The organism is Mycobacterium gastri (assembly GCF_002102175.1).
In the GTDB taxonomy this organism is placed as follows: Bacteria; Actinomycetota; Actinomycetes; order Mycobacteriales; family Mycobacteriaceae; genus Mycobacterium; species Mycobacterium gastri.
The window spans coordinates 52,926-74,440 of the sequence record NZ_LQOX01000121.1 but is presented as its reverse complement, the minus strand read 5'-3'; the positions used below and the strand labels follow the sequence as shown (position 1 = coordinate 74,440).

General features: G+C 63.2%; 12 protein-coding genes, 3 rRNA genes and 1 pseudogene. 8 read left to right on the top strand and 8 right to left on the bottom strand.

Annotated features, from left to right (window positions below; translation table 11 throughout):
- The first annotated feature begins 21 nt into the window (after positions 1-21).
- The 3 genes from AWC07_RS18160 (at position 22) to rrf (ending at position 5,140) form a co-directional block, all read left to right on the top strand.
- Positions 22-1,552, top strand: a 16S ribosomal RNA gene (locus AWC07_RS18160).
- A 287-nt stretch (positions 1,553-1,839) separates the two neighbouring features.
- Positions 1,840-4,944: ribosomal RNA gene (locus tag AWC07_RS18155) — 23S ribosomal RNA — on the top strand.
- Between the two features lie 82 nt (positions 4,945-5,026).
- Positions 5,027-5,140: ribosomal RNA gene (rrf, locus tag AWC07_RS18150) — 5S ribosomal RNA — on the top strand.
- The 16S, 23S and 5S rRNA genes sit together here, the layout of an rRNA operon.
- 52 nt (positions 5,141-5,192) lie before the next feature.
- On the opposite strand, the gene AWC07_RS18145 is transcribed toward rrf, so the two are convergent.
- From AWC07_RS18145 to AWC07_RS18130, 4 genes and pseudogenes are all read right to left on the bottom strand, one after another.
- Positions 5,193-5,690, bottom strand: a complete 498-nt coding sequence (locus tag AWC07_RS18145) for a methylated-DNA--[protein]-cysteine S-methyltransferase (RefSeq protein WP_036410713.1) — start codon at positions 5,688-5,690, stop codon at positions 5,193-5,195.
- Positions 5,687-7,204, bottom strand: a complete 1,518-nt coding sequence (locus tag AWC07_RS18140) for a DNA-3-methyladenine glycosylase 2 family protein (RefSeq protein WP_036410714.1) — start codon at positions 7,202-7,204, stop codon at positions 5,687-5,689. The genes AWC07_RS18145 and AWC07_RS18140 overlap by 4 nt, the downstream gene beginning before the upstream one ends.
- A gap of 77 nt (positions 7,205-7,281) precedes the next feature.
- Positions 7,282-8,907, bottom strand: coding sequence for an adenylate/guanylate cyclase domain-containing protein (locus AWC07_RS18135; RefSeq protein WP_085105179.1), 1,626 nt, complete (start codon positions 8,905-8,907; stop codon positions 7,282-7,284).
- Between the two features lie 360 nt (positions 8,908-9,267).
- A pseudogene (locus AWC07_RS18130) lies at positions 9,268-9,480 on the bottom strand (HAMP domain-containing protein); the annotation flags it as partial.
- A 560-nt stretch (positions 9,481-10,040) separates the two neighbouring features.
- Here AWC07_RS18130 and nucS point away from each other — a divergent pair.
- Together nucS and AWC07_RS18120 are read left to right on the top strand one after the other, a co-directional pair.
- Positions 10,041-10,712: an endonuclease NucS gene (gene nucS, locus AWC07_RS18125; protein WP_036415790.1), complete on the top strand. Its 672-nt coding sequence runs from the start codon at positions 10,041-10,043 to the stop codon at positions 10,710-10,712.
- 22 nt (positions 10,713-10,734) lie between these two features.
- The gene (locus tag AWC07_RS18120; protein ID WP_084293612.1) at positions 10,735-11,028 is read left to right on the top strand and encodes a hypothetical protein; all 294 of its coding nucleotides are present in this window, start codon (positions 10,735-10,737) and stop codon (positions 11,026-11,028) included.
- Between the two features lie 14 nt (positions 11,029-11,042).
- Here the strand turns inward: AWC07_RS18120 and mce are convergent, their stop codons facing one another.
- Positions 11,043-11,504 (bottom strand): methylmalonyl-CoA epimerase, encoded by a 462-nt coding sequence (mce, locus tag AWC07_RS18115; RefSeq protein ID WP_036415787.1) that lies wholly within the window; start codon positions 11,502-11,504, stop codon positions 11,043-11,045.
- Between the two features lie 83 nt (positions 11,505-11,587).
- Between mce and AWC07_RS18110 the strand changes: the two genes are divergently transcribed.
- Together AWC07_RS18110 and AWC07_RS18105 are read left to right on the top strand one after the other, a co-directional pair.
- The gene (locus AWC07_RS18110) at positions 11,588-12,781 is read left to right on the top strand and encodes an acetyl-CoA C-acetyltransferase (RefSeq protein ID WP_036415784.1); all 1,194 of its coding nucleotides are present in this window, start codon (positions 11,588-11,590) and stop codon (positions 12,779-12,781) included.
- A gap of 176 nt (positions 12,782-12,957) precedes the next feature.
- Positions 12,958-13,872 (top strand): thioredoxin family protein, encoded by a 915-nt coding sequence (locus AWC07_RS18105; protein WP_085105178.1) that lies wholly within the window; start codon positions 12,958-12,960, stop codon positions 13,870-13,872.
- 11 nt (positions 13,873-13,883) lie between these two features.
- Here the strand turns inward: AWC07_RS18105 and glgB are convergent, their stop codons facing one another.
- The gene (gene glgB / locus AWC07_RS18100) at positions 13,884-16,091 is read right to left on the bottom strand and encodes a 1,4-alpha-glucan branching protein GlgB (protein ID WP_036409881.1); all 2,208 of its coding nucleotides are present in this window, start codon (positions 16,089-16,091) and stop codon (positions 13,884-13,886) included.
- Between the two features lie 5 nt (positions 16,092-16,096).
- On the bottom strand, positions 16,097-18,184 hold the full coding sequence (locus AWC07_RS18095; protein ID WP_036409877.1) for an alpha-1,4-glucan--maltose-1-phosphate maltosyltransferase: 2,088 nt from the start codon (positions 18,182-18,184) through the stop codon (positions 16,097-16,099).
- Positions 18,185-18,374: 190 nt separating this feature from the next.
- On the opposite strand from AWC07_RS18095, the gene glgP reads away from it, so the two are divergent.
- The gene (gene glgP / locus AWC07_RS18090; RefSeq protein ID WP_036409875.1) at positions 18,375-20,975 is read left to right on the top strand and encodes an alpha-glucan family phosphorylase; all 2,601 of its coding nucleotides are present in this window, start codon (positions 18,375-18,377) and stop codon (positions 20,973-20,975) included.
- A 192-nt stretch (positions 20,976-21,167) separates the two neighbouring features.
- Here glgP and AWC07_RS18085 read toward each other — a convergent pair whose 3' ends face one another.
- A complete protein-coding gene (locus AWC07_RS18085; protein WP_051507796.1) occupies positions 21,168-21,509 on the bottom strand; it encodes a PE family protein in 342 nt (113 codons plus the stop codon).
- Between the last annotated feature and the right edge of the window lie 6 nt (positions 21,510-21,515).

Sequence of the window (21,515 nt, the reverse complement as noted above, 5' to 3'; positions counted from 1 at the left end):
GCCTCGTTATCGAGGGGTTTTTGTTTGGAGAGTTTGATCCTGGCTCAGGACGAACGCTGGCGGCGTGCTTAACACATGCAAGTCGAACGGAAAGGTCTCTTCGGAGACACTCGAGTGGCGAACGGGTGAGTAACACGTGGGCAATCTGCCCTGCACACCGGGATAAGCCTGGGAAACTGGGTCTAATACCGGATAGGACCACTTGGCGCATGCCTTGTGGTGGAAAGCTTTTGCGGTGTGGGATGGGCCCGCGGCCTATCAGCTTGTTGGTGGGGTGACGGCCTACCAAGGCGACGACGGGTAGCCGGCCTGAGAGGGTGTCCGGCCACACTGGGACTGAGATACGGCCCAGACTCCTACGGGAGGCAGCAGTGGGGAATATTGCACAATGGGCGCAAGCCTGATGCAGCGACGCCGCGTGGGGGATGACGGCCTTCGGGTTGTAAACCTCTTTCACCATCGACGAAGGTCCGGGTTCTCTCGGATTGACGGTAGGTGGAGAAGAAGCACCGGCCAACTACGTGCCAGCAGCCGCGGTAATACGTAGGGTGCGAGCGTTGTCCGGAATTACTGGGCGTAAAGAGCTCGTAGGTGGTTTGTCGCGTTGTTCGTGAAATCTCACGGCTTAACTGTGAGCGTGCGGGCGATACGGGCAGACTAGAGTACTGCAGGGGAGACTGGAATTCCTGGTGTAGCGGTGGAATGCGCAGATATCAGGAGGAACACCGGTGGCGAAGGCGGGTCTCTGGGCAGTAACTGACGCTGAGGAGCGAAAGCGTGGGGAGCGAACAGGATTAGATACCCTGGTAGTCCACGCCGTAAACGGTGGGTACTAGGTGTGGGTTTCCTTCCTTGGGATCCGTGCCGTAGCTAACGCATTAAGTACCCCGCCTGGGGAGTACGGCCGCAAGGCTAAAACTCAAAGGAATTGACGGGGGCCCGCACAAGCGGCGGAGCATGTGGATTAATTCGATGCAACGCGAAGAACCTTACCTGGGTTTGACATGCACAGGACGCGTCTAGAGATAGGCGTTCCCTTGTGGCCTGTGTGCAGGTGGTGCATGGCTGTCGTCAGCTCGTGTCGTGAGATGTTGGGTTAAGTCCCGCAACGAGCGCAACCCTTGTCTCATGTTGCCAGCGGGTAATGCCGGGGACTCGTGAGAGACTGCCGGGGTCAACTCGGAGGAAGGTGGGGATGACGTCAAGTCATCATGCCCCTTATGTCCAGGGCTTCACACATGCTACAATGGCCGGTACAAAGGGCTGCGATGCCGCGAGGTTAAGCGAATCCTTTTAAAGCCGGTCTCAGTTCGGATCGGGGTCTGCAACTCGACCCCGTGAAGTCGGAGTCGCTAGTAATCGCAGATCAGCAACGCTGCGGTGAATACGTTCCCGGGCCTTGTACACACCGCCCGTCACGTCATGAAAGTCGGTAACACCCGAAGCCAGTGGCCTAACCCTCGGGAGGGAGCTGTCGAAGGTGGGATCGGCGATTGGGACGAAGTCGTAACAAGGTAGCCGTACCGGAAGGTGCGGCTGGATCACCTCCTTTCTAAGGAGCACCACGAAAAACACCCCAACTGGTGGGGTGTAAGCCGTGAGGGGCTCCCGTCTGTAGTGGGCGGGGGCCGGGTGCGCAACAGCAAGCAAGCCAGACACACTATTGGGTCCTGAGGCAACACTCGGGCTTGTCTTGGACTCGTCCAAGAGTGTTGTCCCACCATCTTGGTGGTGGGGTGTGGTGTTTGAGAATTGGATAGTGGTTGCGAGCATCAAATGGATGCGTTGCCCGCAGGGTAGCGTGTTCTTTTGTGCAATTTTATTCTTTGGTTTTTGTGTTTGTAAGTGTCTAAGGGCGCATGGTGGATGCCTTGGCATCGAGAGCCGATGAAGGACGTGGGAGGCTGCGATAAGCCTCGGGGAGCTGTCAACCGAGCGTGGATCCGAGGATTTCCGAATGGGGAAACCCAGCACGAGTAATGTCGTGTTACCCGTATCTGAATATATAGGGTGCGGGAGGGAACGCGGGGAAGTGAAACATCTCAGTACCCGTAGGAGAAGAAAACAAAAGTGATTCCGTCAGTAGTGGCGAGCGAACGCGGAACATGGCTAAACCGCACGCATGGGTGACCGGGTAGGGGTTGTGTGTGCGGGGTTGTGGGATCGATACGTCTCAGCTCTACCCGGCTGAGGGGCAGTCAGAAAGTGTCGTGGTTAACGGAAGTGGCCTGGGATGGTCTGCCGTAGACGGTGAGAGCCCGGTACGTGAAAACCCGGCACCTGCCTTGTATCAATTCCCGAGTAGCAGCGGGCCCGTGGAATCTGCTGTGAATCTGCCGGGACCACCCGGTAAGCCTAAATACTCCTCGATGACCGATAGCGGATTAGTACCGTGAGGGAATGGTGAAAAGTACCCCGGGAGGGGAGTGAAAGAGTACCTGAAACCGTGTGCCTACAATCCGTCAGAGCCCCTTTGTGGGGTGATGGCGTGCCTTTTGAAGAATGAGCCTGCGAGTCAGGGACATGTCGCGAGGTTAACCCGAGCGGGGTAGCCGCAGCGAAAGCGAGTCTGAATAGGGCGTATCACGCGTAAGCGTGTGTAGTGGCGTGTTCTGGACCCGAAGCGGAGTGATCTACCCATGGCCAGGGTGAAGCGCGGGTAAGACCGCGTGGAGGCCCGAACCCACTTAGGTTGAAGACTGAGGGGATGAGCTGTGGGTAGGGGTGAAAGGCCAATCAAACTCCGTGATAGCTGGTTCTCCCCGAAATGCATTTAGGTGCAGCGTTGCGTGTTTCACCACGGAGGTAGAGCTACTGGATGGCCGATGGGCCCCACTAGGTTACTGACGTCAGCCAAACTCCGAATGCCGTGGTGTATAGCGTGGCAGTGAGACGGCGGGGGATAAGCTCCGTACGTCGAAAGGGAAACAGCCCAGATCGCCGGCTAAGGCCCCAAAGCGTGTGCTAAGTGGGAAAGGATGTGCAGTCGCAGAGACAACCAGGAGGTTGGCTTAGAAGCAGCCACCCTTGAAAGAGTGCGTAATAGCTCACTGGTCAAGTGATTGTGCGCCGATAATGTAGCGGGGCTCAAGCACACCGCCGAAGCCGCGACAACCGCAAGGTTGGGTAGGGGAGCGTCCCTCATTCAGCGAAGCCGCCGGGTGACCGGTGGTGGAGGATGGGGGAGTGAGAATGCAGGCATGAGTAGCGATAAGGCAAGTGAGAACCTTGCCCGCCGAAAGACCAAGGGTTCCTGGGCCAGGCCAGTCCGCCCAGGGTGAGTCGGGACCTAAGGCGAGGCCGACAGGCGTAGTCGATGGACAACGGGTTGATATTCCCGTACCCGTGTGTGGGCGCCCGTGATGAATCAGCGGTACTAACCACCCAAAACCGGATCGATCACTCCCCTTCGGGGGAGTGGAGGTCTGGGGCTGCGTGGAGCCTTCGCTGGTAGTAGTCAAGCGATGGGGTGACGCAGGAAGGCAGCCGTACCAGTCAGTGGTAATACTGGGGCAAGCCAGTAGGGAGAGCGATAGGCAAATCCGTCGCTCACAAATCCTGAGAGGTGACGCATAGCCGATTGAGGCGAATTCGGTGATCCTCTGCTGCCAAGAAAAGCCTCTAGCGAGCACACACACGGCCCGTACCCCAAACCGACACAGGTGGTCAGGTAGAGAATACCAAGGCGTACGAGATAACTATGGTTAAGGAACTCGGCAAAATGCCCCCGTAACTTCGGGAGAAGGGGGACCGAAATACCGTGAACACCCTTGCGGTGGGAGCGGGATTCGGTCGCAGAAACCAGTGAGAAGCGACTGTTTACTAAAAACACAGGTCCGTGCGAAGTCGCAAGACGATGTATACGGACTGACGCCTGCCCGGTGCTGGAAGGTTAAGAGGACCCGTTAACCGTAAGGTGAAGCGGAGAATTTAAGCCCCAGTAAACGGCGGTGGTAACTATAACCATCCTAAGGTAGCGAAATTCCTTGTCGGGTAAGTTCCGACCTGCACGAATGGCGTAACGACTTCTCAACTGTCTCAACCATAGACTCGGCGAAATTGCACTACGAGTAAAGATGCTCGTTACGCGCGGCAGGACGAAAAGACCCCGGGACCTTCACTACAACTTGGTATTGGTGTTCGGTACGGTTTGTGTAGGATAGGTGGGAGACTGTGAAACCTCAACGCCAGTTGGGGCGGAGTCGTTGTTGAAATACCACTCTGATCGTATTGGACACCTAACGTCGAACCCTGAATCGGGTTCACGGACAGTGCCTGGCGGGTAGTTTAACTGGGGCGGTTGCCTCCTAAAATGTAACGGAGGCGCCCAAAGGTTCCCTCAACCTGGACGGCAATCAGGTGGCGAGTGTAAGTGCACAAGGGAGCTTGACTGCGAGACCTACAAGTCAAGCAGGGACGAAAGTCGGGACTAGTGATCCGGCACCTCTGAGTGGAAGGGGTGTCGCTCAACGGATAAAAGGTACCCCGGGGATAACAGGCTGATCTTCCCCAAGAGTCCATATCGACGGGATGGTTTGGCACCTCGATGTCGGCTCGTCGCATCCTGGGGCTGGAGCAGGTCCCAAGGGTTGGGCTGTTCGCCCATTAAAGCGGCACGCGAGCTGGGTTTAGAACGTCGTGAGACAGTTCGGTCTCTATCCGCCGCGCGCGTCAGAAGCTTGAGGAAACCTGTCCCTAGTACGAGAGGACCGGGACGGACGAACCTCTAGTGCACCAGTTGTCCCACCAGGGGCACCGCTGGATAGCTACGTTCGGACAGGATAACCGCTGAAAGCATCTAAGCGGGAAACCTTCTCCAAGATCAGGCTTCTCACCCACTTGGTGGGATAAGGCCCCCCGCAGAACACGGGTTCGATAGGTCAGACCTGGAAGCTCAGTAATGAGTGAAGGGAACTGGCACTAACCGGCCGAAAACTTACCAACACACAAAAATCGCAACCACTTTCCACTCTCACGGCGGCAGCCGTGGGTCCACACCCCCCACCAATACAAATTTACATAGAGTTACGGCGGCCACAGCGACAGGGAAACGCCCGGTCCCATCCCGAACCCGGAAGCTAAGCCTGTCAGCGCCGATGATACTGCCCTTCTCGGGTGGAAAAGTAGGACACCGCCGAACATACAAAAACACCCCCGGCATCGGGGGTGTTTTTGCATTTACAGGATCCGTGTCAGTCGAACAAACTCAAATTGACCGGCACACGCTCTTTCTCCAATTCGAGCAATGTTTGCTTGCGGTCAAGCCCGCCGCCGTACCCGGTAAGCTTTCCGCTGGCCCCAATGACCCGATGGCAGGGGACGATGATGGCGATGGGATTCCGCCCGTTGGCCAAGCCGACGGCACGCGCCGCGCCCGGGGCACCGATCTGTTCCGCGATTTCTCCATAGGATCGAGTTTCCCCGTAGGGAATCGTCAGCAGAGCCTTCCATACCCGCTGCTGGAATTCTGTGCCGTGCAGGTCCAGCTCGACATCGAAATCGCGGAGGCCGTCGGCGAAATAGGCGTCAAGCTGTTCGACCGCGGCTGGAAAGGCACAGTGATTCGGGGACCAACCGGATCGATTCGGTTCATGGGTTTGATCGACCATCCGCAGGCTGGTTAATACGGCGCCGCGCCCGGCTAGAGTCAACGGTCCGATCGGGCTATCGATGGTGCGGTAATGAATCATGCGACTTCCTTGGGCGGCTTTAGTGGCCAATGGTTTACCGGGTGCTCGAGCGTGGTCCACAAATGCTGTGTGGCATATGACCGCCAGGGCCGCCACCGGGCACTTCGCTCGGAAAGTGCGCGTCGTTGTTCGGGCAGGCCCAGTTGTCTGGCGGCCAACCGGACACCGAGATCACCGGCAGGAAATGCGTCCGGGTCACCCAGGCCGCGCATCGCGACGACCTCGGCCGTCCAAGGGCCCACTCCCGGCAAGGCCAGCAACTGGCTGCGCGCCTCCGTCCAGTCGCAACCGGCATCCAGGTTGATCCTGCCGTCAGCAAGGCCGCTGACGAGCGCGCTGAGCGTTCGCCGACGCGCCCTGGGGACGGCCAGATGGACGGGGTCGATCTGCGACAGCTGCTCCACCGACGGGAAGGTGTGGGTCAGGCCGCCCGCGGCATCGTGCACCGGTTGCCCGTAGGCGGCCACAAGTCGGCCCGCGTGGGTCCGCGCGGCTTTGGTCGAAACTTGTTGAGCCAGCACCGCCCGCACGGCGAGTTCAGTCTCATCGACGGTACGCGGAATCCGCTGTCCGGGTGCCTTGGCGACCAGTGCGGCCAACGCCGGATCCCCGCTGAGTGCCTCGACCACCGCCTCGGGATCAGCATCAAGGTCCAGCAATCGACGGCACCGGGCGGTGGCGGCCGCGAGATCGCCCAAGTCGTCGAGCACCAGCAGACAGCGAACATGATCGAGCGCCGGTGTCAGGGTGGCCAGTCCGGTGCCCGAGGAAAGCCGCAGTGTGCGTCGGTACGCGCCATTGCGCACCTCCTCGCAACCGTTGACCGCGCCGGCGGCCAGATGGCCGAAGACGCCCTCATAGGCGAATGGCGTACGGGCGGGCAGCCGCAGGGATATCGCTCCGGGGCCACCGTGGTGCGCGGTGGCCCCGGGTTCGGCGAATCCCGACCGGCTGGCCGCGCGCTTGCGCAACGCTGTCGGCGTGCTGTCGCAGACCAGGCGCACGGTGTCGTTGAATTGCCGGATGCTGGAAAACCCGGCCGCAAAAGCCACCTCACTGAACGGCAGATCGGTGGTCTCGATCAGCACCCGGGCCGTCTGCATTCGTTGTGCGCGGGCCAGCGCCAGCGGGCCGGCGCCCACCTCCGCCCGCAGCAGCCGCTGCAGCTGACGAGTGGTGTAACCGAGACGTGCGGACAGCCCGGTGACGCCTTCGCGGTCCACCGTGCCGTCGGCGATCAGCCGCATGGCTCGGGCCACCACATCACCGCGGACGTTCCATTCCGGAGAACCGGGAGACGCGTCAGGACGGCACCGTTTGCAAGCCCGGAAGCCCTCCTGTTGGGCCGCCGCCGCCGTCGGCAGGAACCGCACGTTGCGCGTGAACGGCGGCCGTACCGGGCAACTGGGCCGACAGTAGATCCGGGTCGTCAAGACCGCGATCACGAACCAGCCGTCGAACCGGGCGTCTTTGGCCTGGACCGCTCGGTAGCAGCGTTCGAAATCGTCGTGCACAGTTCGACAATTACACCTGATCACCGACATGGCTGGCGGGAAAGCGACATCGTAGTCGCCGGGCGAGTGGCCGGAGCTCACTTCCCCGGCTTGGCCGGTTCCACGGGCAATGCCAATCGAGTCGGCTGCTTGTGCCCACGAAGCTTCACGTGTCTTCCCAAAGTCCAATGGGCATGCTCACTTTCGCTCGCTGCCTCGACGGTCTGCGCCGAAGCCAGTAACTTGCCCGGGCGTGATTTCGCGCGTTCGCACAGTCGGGCCGCTTCGTTCACCGGCTCGCCGATCACGGTGTATTCGAACCGCTCCTTGGAGCCCACATTGCCGGCTACCACCTGTCCGGACGCCACCCCGATGCCTGCCTGGCACTCCCGCATTTCCTCGGCCAGCCGCTCAGCCAGGATCCGCGCACAGGCCAACGCCTGGTCTTCGGGTCGGTCGAGATGGTTGGGGGCACCGAAGATGGCCAGCGAGGCGTCGCCCTCGAACTTGTTGACCAGTCCGCAATGGCGATCGACCTCTTCGACCACGATCGCGAAGAAGCGGTTGAGCAACTGCACGACCTCGGCCGGGGGTTGGCTGGTCACCAACTTGGTCGAGCCGATGATGTCAAGGAACACCACGGCGACGTGGCGTTCCTCCCCGCCCAGTTTCGGCCGCTCCCGCTCGGCGGCAAGGGCGACCTCACGTCCGACATGGCGGCCGAACAGGTCGCGCACCCGCTCGCGCTCCCGCAGGCCGTCGACCATCGCGTTGAAACCACGCTGCAGCTCACCGAGCTCGGTCCCGTCGAACACCACCAGGTCGCCGCGGAGATCCCCACGTTCCACGCGCTGGAGTGCCGCTCGGACAACGCGTACCGGTGTCGCCGTGAGCCAGGCCAAGATCCACATCAGGAGAAATCCGAAGACCAGTGTCGCCATCGACACGATGAGCACACCGACCGCGAACTGGGTCGCCGTGAGGTTCCGCATCGCGATCTGGAAGATCGCGATCAGGGCAATGCCGACAATCGGAACACCCGACCCCAGCAGCCACACCATCATGGTTCGCCCCATGATCCCCGATGCCAGTCGCCGGGGCGGCGGTCCCGCCTCGAGCGCCTGGGCTGCGACCGGACGCAATGCGAACTCGGTGAGCAGGTAGCTGCCGGTGGCGACCAGGAGTCCGCAAAAGGTCACAGCGAAGAGGAAGCGGGGGATGAACATGGTGTTGGCCATGCCGTAGAGCGTCGTCAGCAGCGCCGCGCCGCCTCCCCAGAGAATCAGGTCGACAATGGCGACCCGCCAGGGAGTCAGGAAGGTGTTGCGCTCGTCGTTGTGGGTGGGTGGGTGCTCCTCGATTGCCCAGCGCAGTGCGATCACCGTTCGTCGGGTGATCCAATACGTTCCGAGCGCCAAGGCGACCACGATGTAGGCCGGTACGACGGCGAACGACACCCACAACGGCGCATCGGAAAAGACACGCGGTTCGGGAATCGCGACTGTTACCAACAGGATGGAGACCGCTATCCCGATCAGGTTTGCCGCCACCACCATCACCGTCAAGATGACCTGGATGCGTATCCGCCGGCGCCGTTGGTCTTCCGATACTCGCCCGAGCAGCCAGGAGCCGTATGCGGGGGTCTCTGATAGCCGGCCGCTCTGACGGGTCACCGCCTCAAGTACCCGGCCCAAACGTTGCGCCATACTTTCCTCGGCCACCATTGTGGCGTCAGTCTAATCTCGCACCTTTCGCGTGGCTGAGGTGCTGCCCCGACTGGGTTCGGGTCGGCCCGGATACGGGCGAGGTGTCGACCCTGGTCAGGGCCTCATGGTGTGGGTCGAAAACAGGTGCAGCCGTTGGCGTTCCGGTTCCCGGCAATGCATGTGGTGATCGGGCGCGGCGGCGATCTCGAAGCTCCGAATCCGGCAATTGCCCGCTAGCGGTGTTGGTTGGCAACTGTGGTCGCTCCGGGCGGTGGTTGTGGACTGGGCTTTGCTACCCGGCTTGCACCGGCGATGCGAGCCGGGTGTGCTGGTCGTGTCCGCGAAGTGTCACGACCTCGCCTGGGGACCAAAGGGCGCCCTGGTTGAGCCGACGGTATCGATGAACACCACGGCGACGTGACGCTGTTCACCGCCCGGGTTCGGCGGCTGGCGTTCGGCGGCAAGGGCGACGTCGCGGCCGACGTGCCGGCCGTGGACCATCGAGTTGAATCCACGCTGCAGCTCACCGAGTTCGGTGCCGTCGAACACCACCAGATCGCCAGCCAAGTCGCCCTGCTCGACGCGCTTGAGGCGCCCCGCGTACAGCTGGTGGCCACCAGATGGCCGACCACGCTCATCGAAAACAGGAACCGTGGGATAAATAATGGGTTGACAATGCCGTAGAGGGTGGTCCACAACGCCATCCCGAATCCCCATGCGGCAGGGGTTTCCGACGGCCAGCGGTATCGGCGGGTCACTTTATCAAGCACCCGATCCAAGCGCTGCGCCACGGCCTTCTGGGACGACATTGGGGTAACAGCCTAAGTTGTCGGACCGGCGCTAACTGAATTTTTTTCGCGGAAGTGTGTTGGTAACGGCTGTCGATAGGCGAAAGATCCTGTCCCGCGGTGCAGGATCGAATTGTCTAAGGTTCGCTGCGCACCTGCAGGATCGGCATTTTGCCGGCAGAGCAACCCCGAAAACGCCCGCTGCGAGATCGCGACGTTGCGCTGGACCATCGCCATCCAGGACGGCCCCGTCTAACCCTCCGACGCCGACCAGACAAGTCGCATCTTCGAAAACAGCATCCACACAGGTCAATCCGTGACCCGATGCAAGGCCGAGGCTAAGTCTTTTCTAAGGTGAGTCGGGTGCGTCTCGTCATTGCCCAATGCACGGTCGACTATGTCGGCCGGCTTACCGCGCATCTGCCGTCCGCGCGCCGGTTGCTGTTGTTCAAGGCCGACGGGTCGGTCAGCGTGCACGCCGACGACCGCGCCTACAAACCGTTGAACTGGATGAGTCCGCCGTGCTGGCTGACCGAGGAGACCGGCACCGAATCGCCGGTGTGGGTGGTCACCAACAAATCCGGCGAACAATTGCGCATCACCGTCGAAGAGATCGAGCATGACTCGAGCCACGAGCTGGGCGTTGACCCCGGACTGGTGAAGGACGGCGTCGAGGCCCACTTGCAGGCGTTGCTCGCCGAACACGTTCAAGTCTTGGGTGAGGGGTACACGCTGATCCGTCGGGAGTACATGACCGCGATCGGGCCGGTCGACCTGCTGTGCCGCGACGAACACGGTGGCTGTGTCGCAGTGGAGATCAAGCGGCGCGGCGAGATCGACGGGGTCGAGCAGCTCACCCGCTATCTCGAGTTGCTCAATCGCGACAGCGTTCTCGCGCCGGTCAAGGGCGTGTTCGCCGCTCAACAGATCAAGCCGCAGGCCCGCACCTTGGCCACCGACCGCGGCATCCGTTGCCTCACACTGGATTACGACAGGATGCGCGGCATGGACAGCGACGAGTACCGGCTGTTCTGAAGGTCGCGGCTAAACTTGTCAGGTGGCTCGGCGTCGTAAACCGCCAAGCCGGCAGCGGCCGGTTGCGCCATCGCCGACGCCGCGCCGGGTCGAGGCCGGGCCGGATGGCTACGAGTACGAAGTCCGGGCGATTGCCGCGGCACGAGCCGTCAAGAACTATCGATGTCCAGGGTGTGATCACGAAATCCGTACCGGGACTTCACATGTGGTGGTGTGGCCCGCTGATCGACCGGAAGCTGTCGAGGACCGGCGCCACTGGCATACTCCGTGTTGGGCCAGCCGGGGGACTCGTGGCCCGACGCGAAAGTGGTCGTAGCTGCGGCTCTTAGCTTAGCGAGCCGGCTCGACCAACTCGATCAGAACGCCGCCGGCATCCTTGGGGTGGATGAAGTTGATTCGGGAATTCGCCGTGCCACGCCGGGGAGCCTCGTAGACGAGACGGACACCCTGCGAGCGCAGCCGTCGGCTCAGGGCGTCGAGATCAGCTACCCGACAGGCGAACTGCTGGATGCCCGGCCCGCGCTTTTCCAGAAACTTTGCGATCACCGATGAGCCGTCGATCGGGGCCATCAATTGGATCTGGGCCGCCTGTGGGGCACCCGGGGCCGCGAGCATCGCCTCGCGGATCCCCTGGTCGTCGTTGACCTCCTCGTGAACGAGGATCATGCCGAGGTGGTCGTGGTACCACTCGATCGCCGCGTCCAAGTCGGCGACGGCGATGCCGACGTGATCGAGCCCGGTCACCAACGAGGTGGCTACAACCTGACGGGCGTCCACTTGATCGGTGGTCATAACACAACGGTAACCTCTGTGGAGAAGAACCTGCTTCTCCGGGTTGGCTGGATCGGCCGTTCCCGTGCTCTTAGGAGGTAGCCATGACGACGTCGGTGATCGTTGCTGGAGCCCGGACACCCATCGGCAAGCTGATGGGTTCTCTGAAAGACTTCAGTGCCAGTGACCTGGGCGGCATCGCCATCAGAGGCGCCCTGGAAAAGGCCTTTCCGAACGTAGAAAACCCGGCATCTCTGGTCGGGTACGTGATCATGGGCCAGGTGCTCACAGCTGGCGCGGGACAGATGCCCGCACGGCAGGCGGCGGTCGCGGCCGGTATCGGCTGGGATGTGCCCTCGCTGACCATCAACAAGATGTGTTTGTCGGGTATCGACGCCATTGCGCTGGCTGACCAGCTGATTCGGGCCGGAGAATTCGACGTGGTGGTCGCCGGGGGCCAGGAGTCCATGACGAAGGCTCCGCATCTGCTGATGGACAGCCGGGCCGGCTACAAGTATGGCGACGTCACGGTTCTGGACCACATGGCTTACGACGGGCTGTACGACGTGTTCACCGACCAGCCGATGGGCGCACTCACCGAGCAACGCAACGACGTCGACCAGTTCACGCGGCAGGAGCAGGACGAGTACGCGGCTCAGTCGCACCAGAAAGCGGCTGCCGCATGGAAGGACGGCGTGTTCGCCGACGAAGTGGTGCCGGTGAGTATTCCGCAGCGTAAAGGTGATCCGCTGCAGTTCAGCGAAGACGAAGGCATCCGGGCCAACACGACCGCCGATTCATTGGCCGGCCTCAAGCCGGCGTTTCGCAAGGACGGCACCATTACCGCCGGCTCGGCGTCGCAGATCTCCGACGGCGCCTGCGCGGTCGTGGTGATGAGCCAAGAAAAAGCCCGGGAGCTGGGACTTTCGTGGTTGGTCGAGATCGGTGCGCATGGAGTCGTGGCCGGCCCGGATTCGACACTGCAGTCGCAGCCGGCCAACGCGATCAAGAAGGCGCTCAAGCGTGAGGGCATCTCGGTGGACCAGCTCGATGTCATCGAGATCAACGAGGCATTCGCCGCGGTCGGGCTGGCCTCGACGAGGGAACTGGGGGTGGATCCCGAGAAGGTCAATGTCAACGGTGGAGCGATCGCCGTCGGCCATCCCATCGGGATGTCGGGAGCGCGCATCACTTTGCATGCGGCGCTCGAGTTGGCCCGCCGCGGCTCGGGTTACGGGGTTGCGGCCCTGTGCGGCGCGGGCGGCCAGGGCGACGCGTTGATCTTGCGGGCCGGCTAGCGCCAGCTGGCGTGATGACGTTGCTGGGATCGGCCCGTCGGATGCTGATGTGATTTTCGTCATATCCGCCCCTCACGGCTGTTGCCGCGGGTTTCCGGCGGCGATTTCCGTCAGCATGCGACGGTCGGCGCCACCGGGTGGATGGCGGGCGGGCCCGGCGTGACAGACTTGATGACGTGACACGTCCCCGACCTTCGATCGGGCCTGCCATGGCCGGTGCGGTCGACCTTTCCGGTCTCAAGCAACGAGCTCAACAAAGCGCCGCAACAGGCGGTGCTGCCGGGCGGGCACCGTCTGCTCAGCCGGGTGTGGTCGAGATCAGTGAGACGAACTTCGAAGACGAGGTGATCGCCCGCTCCGACGAGGTGCCCGTGGTGGTGTTGCTGTGGTCGCCGCGCAGCGACGTGTGCGTCGACCTGCTCGACACGTTGTCCGGCCTGGCCGCCACCGACCAGGGCACCTGGCAGCTGGCGACGGTCAACGTCGACGTTGCACCCAGAGTGGCTCAGATATTCGGCGTCCAGGCGGTCCCGACCGTGGTGGCTTTGGCTGCGGCGCAGCCGATCTCGAGCTTCCAGGGCCCCCAGCCTGCCGGTGAGCTACGACGCTGGCTGGACTCGTTGCTGTCGGCGACTGCGGGAAAGCTCAGGGGCCCAACGGATTCGGGAGAGTTCGCGGAAGTCGATCCGGCGGTGGCGCAGGCCCGTGCGGAACTCGAGGCCGGTGACTTCGACGCCGCAAAGAAGTCGTACCAATCGATTCTGGATACCGAGCCGGGCAATGTCGAAGCGAAGGCGGCGATCCGGCAGATCGACTTCCTCACTCGCGCAACCGCGCAGCGGCCGGATGCCGTCCTGGTCGCCGACGCCGCACCGGATGACATCGAGGCTGCGTTCGCGGCCGCCGATGTTCAAATCCTTAATCAGGATGTCAGCGGGGCATTCGAACGTCTGGTCGCATTGGTGCGCCGTACATCGGGGGATGAGCGCACCCGGGTGCGCACTAGGCTGATCGAGCTCTTCGAACTCTTCGACCCCGCCGATCCCGAGGTCATCGCGGGCCGGCGCAATCTCGCCAACGCCCTGTACTGAAACTGCTCCCGCTAAGCCGGCTCCAGCCACAACGCCGACGTCGGCGGCAGCACCAGCACCGCTGATGCGGGGCGGCCGTGCCACGGGTCCTCGGTGGCGTCGACGCCGCCGAGGTTACCGATCCCGGACCCGTTGTAGGAGGTCGCGTCGGTGTTGAGGACTTCGCGCCACCGGCCGGCCGAAGGCAGACCCAGGCGGTAGCCGCCGTGCTCGGTGCCGGCGAAATTGAACACGCACGCCATCACCGAGCCGTCGTTGCCGTAGCGCAGGAAGCTCAACACGTTGTTGGCCGAATCGTTGGCGTCGATCCACGAATAGCCTGCCGGAACGGTGTCTTGGCTCCACAGCGCCGGGTGGCTGCGGTAGATCTCGTTGATGTCGCGCACCAGACGCAAAATGCCGTTCGAGAAGCCTTGTTCGTCGAGTTGGAACCAGTCCAGACCGTGTTGCTCGGACCACTCGGCACGCTGGCCGAATTCCTGGCCCATGAACAGCAGTTGTTTGCCCGGGTGTGCCCACTGGTAGGCGAGCAGGCTGCGCAGCCCGGCGGCCTTCACGTGATTGCTACCCGGCATCCGTCCCCACAGCGTCCCTTTGCCGTGCACCACCTCGTCGTGGCTGAGGGGCAGCACGTAATTCTCACTGAACGCATACAGCATCGAGAACGTCATCTCATGGTGATGAAAGCTGCGATAGACCGGGTCTCGACTGATGTAGTCGAGAGTGTCGTGCATCCAGCCCATATTCCATTTCATCGAAAAGCCAAGGCCGCCAAGGCTCGTCGGCCTCGTTACCCCTGGCCACGACGTCGACTCCTCGGCGATGGTGACGATGCCGGGTGCCAACCGGTGCGCGGTGGCGTTCATCTCCTGCAGGAACTGCACCGCCTCCAAGTTCTCCCGCCCGCCGTAGATGTTGGGGGTCCAGCCGCCCTCGGGGCGCGAGTAATCCAGGTAGAGCATCGATGCCACCGCGTCCACCCGCAGGCCGTCGACGTGGAATTCCTGGAGCCAAAATAACGCGTTGGCCACCAGGAAGTTTCGTACCTCTGGCCGACCGAAGTCGAAAACGTAAGTGCCCCAGTCTAGTTGCTCGCCACGTTTGGGATCGGAATGCTCGTAGAGCGGAGTGCCGTCGAACCGTCCGAGCGCCCATGCGTCCTTGGGGAAGTGGGCCGGCACCCAGTCCACGATGACGCCGATGCCCGCTTGGTGGAGGGCGTCGACCAACACCCGGAAATCGTCGGGGGTGCCGAAGCGCGATGTCGGCGCGTAATACGACGTGACCTGGTATCCCCATGATCCGGCGAAGGGGTGCTCGGCCACGGGCAGTAGTTCCACATGGGTAAACCCGTGTGCCACCACGTAATCGGTCAGCTCCCGGGCAAGCTGGCGGTAGCTCAGTCCGGGACGCCAGGAGCCCAGGTGGACTTCGTAGGTGCTCATCGGCTCGAACACCGGATTGCGCTGGGCGCGCCGGGTCATCCAGTCGGCGTCGGCCCAGGTGTAGTCGCTCACCGTCACCCGCGATGCCGTCTGCGGCGGCACTTCGGCGCCGAACGCGAACGGGTCGGCCCGATCGGTCACGACGCCGTCGGCGCCGTGCACCCGGAACTTGTAGAGGCCGTCGTCCGGGAAACCGGGCCAGAACAACTCCCACACTCCCGAGGAGCCCAGCACCCGCATGGGGGCGTCGTTTCCGGTCCAGCCGTTGAAATCACCGATCAGGCTGACGCCCTTGGCGTTGGGCGCCCACACCGCAAACGACACGCCCCCAACGACACCGTCGGCCGTGGTGAACGAGCGGGGATGAGCGCCAAGGACTTCCCAGAGTCGCTCGTGGCGGCCTTCGGCGAACAGATGGAGGTCGACTTCACCCAGGGTGGGCAGAAAGCGGTAAGCGTCGGCGACCGTATAGGGGTCAGCACCCTCGTAGCTGACCTGCAACCGGTAATCGATCAAGTTGACGAAGGGCAGGGCCACCGCGAACAGCCCGGCGTCGATGTGCTGCATCGGCAACTGGTCGTCACCGACGAGCGCGACGACGCTGACCGCGTGTGGACGAAATGCCCGGATAACCGTGTGGTCGCCGTATTCGTGGGCGCCCAGGATGCTGTGCGGGTTGTGATGGGAGCCGGCCACCAGGCGCGCCAGCTCGGCGGGGTCAGGCGCCAAATGTGTCCCGGACAGTTGATCGGTTCGGCTCTTGGATCTGCTCAAGTCGCTCACCTCCTACACAGCAGTGCGACTCGGGATTCCTCCGGCATAAGTGGCATGTTGATGACGTGAGCGACTGCTTGCGCCGGGTCGATGCGGACATAATTTGCTTGCCCCCAATTGAATTCCTGGCCGGTTATCTCGTCGCGGACCCAAAACCGCTCGTAGGGCTCCATACCCAGCGCCGCCATGTCCAGCCACAGGGTTGCTTCCTCGGGTCCGAGGGCGTTGAGCGTGACCACCACCAGGACGCAGTCGCCGGATGCCGGGTCGAACTTGCTGTAGGCCAGCAACGCCTCGTTGTCGACGTGATGGAAATGAATGGTGCGTAGCTGCTGCAGTGCGGGATGCAGTCGCCGAATTGCGTTGAGCTGGGTAATGAACGGCTCCAATGACCTGCCTTCGGCGAGCGCACCCGCGAAGTCACGGGGACGCAGCTCGTATTTTTCCGAGTCCAGGTATTCCTCGCTGCCTTCCCGCACCGCCCGGTGCTCGAAAAGCTCGTAACCGGAGTACATGCCCCAGGCCGGACCCATGGTGGCCGCCAGCGCCGCGCGGATGGCGAACATGCCGGGGCCATTGTGTTGCAGGACGGCGTGCAGGATGTCCGGGGTGTTGACGAAGAGGTTGGGCCGGCGGAAGTCGGCGAATTCGGCTATCTCGTTACCGAATTCGGTGAGCTCCCCCTTGGACGTGCGCCAGGTGAAGTAACTGTAGGACTGCGTGAAGCCCAGTTTGGCCAGCCCGTACTGGCGGGCCGGCGGAGTGAATGCCTCGGACAAGAACAACACGTCGGGGTGGATGGTCTTGACCTGACCGATCAGCCAAAACCAGAAGTCGGGCGGCTTGGTGTGCGGGTTGTCGACCCGAAAGAACTTGACGCCGTGGTCGATCCAATGTCGCACCACGCGCAGCACTTCGTCGTAGAGTCCCGCTGGGTCGTTGTCGAAGTTGACTGGATAGATGTCCTGATATTTCTTCGGCGGATTCTCCGCGTAGGCGATGGTGCCGTCCGGTAATTCGGTGAACCACCGCCGGTGTTCGCGGGCCCACGGATGATCGGGTGCGCATTGCAGCGCCAGGTCTAGCGCCACCTCCATCCCCAGGTCGCGCGCCGCCGCAACGAAGTCGTCGAAATCGTCGATGGTGCCCAGGCTCGGGTGGATGGCGTCGTGGCCACCCTCGTCGCTGCCGATCGCCCACGGAGATCCCACGTCACCGGGCGCGGCGGTGGGGTTGTTGTTGCGGCCCTTGCGGTGCACCTTGCCGATCGGATGGATCGGCGGCAGGTACACCACGTCGAACCCCATCCGCGCGATGCGCGGCAGTTCGGCCGCGGCGGTGGCGAAGGTACCGTGTAGCGGTTTGCCGTCGTCGTCGCGGCCTCCGGTGGAGCGCGGGAACATCTCGTACCACGCCCCGAAGCGGGCCACCGGGCGGTCGACCCAGATCCCGAACTGTTCGCCGCGGGTAACCAGATCCCGCAGCGGATAAGCCTTGAGCAGATCCTCGATTTCGGGGGACAGGGCCAGCGCGGAGCGGGTCACCGGGTCACCGGGATTCCGCAATGCCGCGGCGGCCTCCATCAGCGGCCAGCGTTGCGCGCGCGGCACCCCCGTGGCGGCGCGCTCGAGTAGCGCGGCGCCGATCAGCAAATCGTTGGACAATTCTTTTTCGCCTTGGCCGGCGTCGAGTTTGGCGACCAGGCCATGACGCCAAGTGTGTACCGGGTCACCCCAACCGTCGACCCGGAAGGTCCACAGGCCGGCGCTGTCGGGGGTGAACTGGCCGTGGAAGACGTAGGGCTCCTGGCCCATCGTCATCGGGAACAACAGTGGTTTGACGCGCTGCTGGTCGGCCGGCCTGGCCGTCGCCTCGGATTCCAGCGCCCGCACCGCGGAGACCCTACGTACGTCGCTGACCAGGGGATAACGCGAGCCGAGGTAGCGCACGACCAGGGTCGCGGCCACTGCTTCGTGGCCCTCGCGCCATACCGAGGCGCTGACCGGCACCACCTCGCCTACCACCGCTTTGGCGGGGTAGGCGCCACATGAGACGACGGGCTGGACGTTATCGATCTCGACACGACCGGGCACCAATCACTCCGTTCCTGGGCTCGTTACCCCGGGGACGAGCAACAGCGGTGTCGCCCGGGGTGTCCTTCGTGTGTCGTTGTCTGCTCGTCTTAGCGCCCCATACCCACCCTAATGTCCGGCCACACCGGCGGGGCCCAACCTGTAGCCGAGTAGTCCGCTCGGACCGGAATCCTCAGTAAGGTAAAGACGCGTGAAAGCCCTCCGCCGGTTTACCGTCCGTGCTCATCTGCCTGACCGTCTTGCCGCGCTCGACCAGCTGTCGACCAACCTGCGGTGGTCGTGGGAAAAGGCCACCCAGGACCTGTTCGCAAGCATCGACCCGGCACTGTGGGCAAGCTGCGGCCACGACCCGGTGGCGGTGCTGGGTGCGGTCAAACCGGCACGCCTGGACGAGTTGGCGCTCGACGAAGAATTCCTGCGCCGGCTCGACGAGCAGGCGGCCGATCTGGCCGACTACCTGAGCCGCCCACTGTGGTATCAGCAGCACGAGCAGGCGGGTGTCCCCGGCGCATCCGGGCCGAGCCTGCCCACCAGCATCGCGTACTTCTCGATGGAGTTCGGCATCGCCGAGGTGCTGCCCAATTACTCCGGCGGCCTTGGGATTCTGGCCGGCGACCATCTCAAGGCCGCGTCCGATCTGGGGTTGCCGCTGATCGCGGTCGGTCTGTACTACCGCTCCGGATATTTTCGGCAGTCGCTGACCGCCGACGGCTGGCAGCAGGAGACCTATCCCTCGCTGGACCCGTACGGGCTGCCGTTGCGCCTGCTCACCGACACCAACGGTGTTCCGGTGCTGGTCGAGCTGGCGCTGCCGGATTCCGAGCAGCTGCGGGCGCGGGTCTGGGTTGCACAGGTGGGCCGGGTGCCGCTGCTGCTGCTCGATTCCGACATTCCGGAAAACGAGCACGAGCTGCGCAGCGTGACTGACCGCCTCTACGGGGGTGATCAAGAACACCGGATCAAGCAGGAGATCTTGGCCGGTATCGGCGGGATAAGGGCGATTCGCGCGTTCACCGCCATTCAGGGATTGCCGGCCCCCGAGGTATTCCACATGAACGAGGGCCACGCTGGATTCCTGGGAGCCGAACGCATCCGGGAACTCATCACTCACTCGGGATTGGATTTCGATACCGCGCTGACGGTGGTGCGGTCCAGCACGGTGTTCACCACGCACACTCCGGTGCCCGCCGGTATCGACCGGTTCCCGGTGGACATGGTGCAGCGTTACTTCGGCGATGACGAGCCGACGCTGCTGCCGGGCGTGCCGACCGATCGCATCCTCGCGCTGGGCGCCGAGGACGATCCCACCAAGTTCAACATGGCCCACATGGGTCTGCGGCTGGCGCAACGGGCCAACGGTGTCTCGCTGCTGCATGGCAGCGTCAGCCAGGCCATGTTCAACGAGCTGTGGCCCGGATTCGACCCCGACGAAGTACCGATCGGGGCGATCACCAACGGGGTGCACGCCCGCAGCTGGGCCGCGCCGCAATGGCTGCAACTGGGCCGCGAACTGGCCGGTTCGGACTCGTTCGCCGAGCCCGCTGTCTGGCTGCGGCTACAGCAGGTGGATGCCGGCCACCTGTGGTGGATCCGGTCACAGCTGCGCTCGTTGCTGGTGGAGGACGTGCGGGCGCGGCTGCGGCAATCGTGGTTGGAACGCGGTGCCTCCGAAGCCGAATTGGGCTGGATCGCAACGGCCTTCGATCCGAACGTGTTGACCATCGGGTTTGCCCGCCGGGTTCCGACGTATAAGCGGCTGACTCTGATGCTGCGTGATCCGGATCGACTCGAGAAGCTGCTGCTGGACCCCGAACGGCCGATACAGCTGATCGTGGCAGGCAAGTCGCATCCGGCGGACGACGGGGGAAAGGCGCTGATCCAGCAGGTGGTGCGGTTCGCCGACCGGCCGCAGGTGCGCCACCGCATCGCGTTCTTGCCCAACTACGACATGTCGATGGCCCGGTTGCTGTACTGGGGCTGCGACGTGTGGCTGAACAACCCGTTGCGGCCGTTGGAAGCGTGCGGAACGTCAGGGATGAAGAGTGCGCTCAACGGCGGGCTGAATCTGTCCATCCGAGACGGCTGGTGGGACGAATGGTACGACGGCGAAAACGGCTGGGAGATACCGTCTGCCGACGGCGTGGCAGATCCGGAACGACGCGATGACCTGGAGTCCAATGGGCTCTACAACCTGTTGGAACAGGCGGTGGCGCCGAAGTTTTACGAGCGTGACGAACGCGGCGTGCCGCCGCGATGGATGGAGATGGTGCGGCACACCCTGCAGACCCTGGGACCGAAAGTGCTGGCTTCTCGCATGGTGCGCGACTACGTCGAGCACTACTACGCTCCGGCGGCGCAATCGTGGCGCAAGACCATCGGTGTTGCGGGCGACGGCACCGAGTTCGCCGGCGCCCGCGAGCTGGCCGCCTACCGGCGGCGGGCCGCAGCAGCGTGGCCGCAGATCGAGATCACCGACGTGGACAGCGCCGGGCTGCCCGATACTCCGCTGCTCGGTTCGAAGCTGACTTTGACCGCAATCGTGCAACTGGCCGGCCTGCAGCCCGACGAGGTTACCGTGCAAGCGGTGCTGGGCAGAGTCGACGCCGGCGATGTGCTGCTGGACCCGACCACCGTCGAAATGTCGCATACCGGTACCGACGGTGTGAGCCACATCTTCTCGACGACAACGCCGCTGCCGCTGGCGGGGGCCGTCGGGTACACCGTGCGAGTGCTGCCTCGCCATCCGATGCTGGCCGCCGGCGACGAGCTCGGGCTGGTCACCCTGGCGTAGTGTCAACCGCTTATGTGCAGCTGCTGTAATGTGCCGCCCGGGTCGCTGGTTCGCGCGCACGCCGCAGGGTAGCGCCTTGCCACGGCCCGCCGGTCAGCCGCGAGATCACCAACCGGTAGTAGCCGGCCGTGGTGCACCCGCGTGCGGAGATCGCCGACTAAAGCGCCCACTAGTCCATCGTGGACGTCTTGGTCAGCCGATCGCTGAGGTGTTGGCGGCTTCGGTGGCTGCATAGGTACGGGCGTTGGTGGCCAATGTGGTCACCAACAGTTCGTGTATCGCCGCGGCATGGATGCTGACCTCCTGGTAAATGGCAGCCTGTGCGGCGAATTGGGCCGCGATCAGCTCTGAGACCTCGTCGGCAGCGGCCGGGATGACTCCTGTGGTCAGGGCCGTCGCGATAGCGTTATGGGCGTTCATCGCCGAGCCGATGCGCTGCAAGTCGCCGGCCGCTGCGGCCGGTTGCTCTGGCTGGGTGGTCACGAAGTGCGTTTTTGGTCCGGGATTGGGGTCGCCGCCTTCGCGATACGCCAGCGGCAG

Coding starts and splice junctions, on each gene's coding strand:
- AWC07_RS18145 (WP_036410713.1), bottom strand. CDS start 5,690: ATGATTCATTACCGCACCATCGATAGCCCGATCGGACCGTTGACTCTA.
- AWC07_RS18135 (WP_085105179.1), bottom strand. CDS start 8,907: ATGGTGGCCGAGGAAAGTATGGCGCAACGTTTGGGCCGGGTACTTGAG.
- mce (WP_036415787.1), bottom strand. CDS start 11,504: ATGACCACCGATCAAGTGGACGCCCGTCAGGTTGTAGCCACCTCGTTG.
- AWC07_RS18110 (WP_036415784.1), top strand. CDS start 11,588: ATGACGACGTCGGTGATCGTTGCTGGAGCCCGGACACCCATCGGCAAG.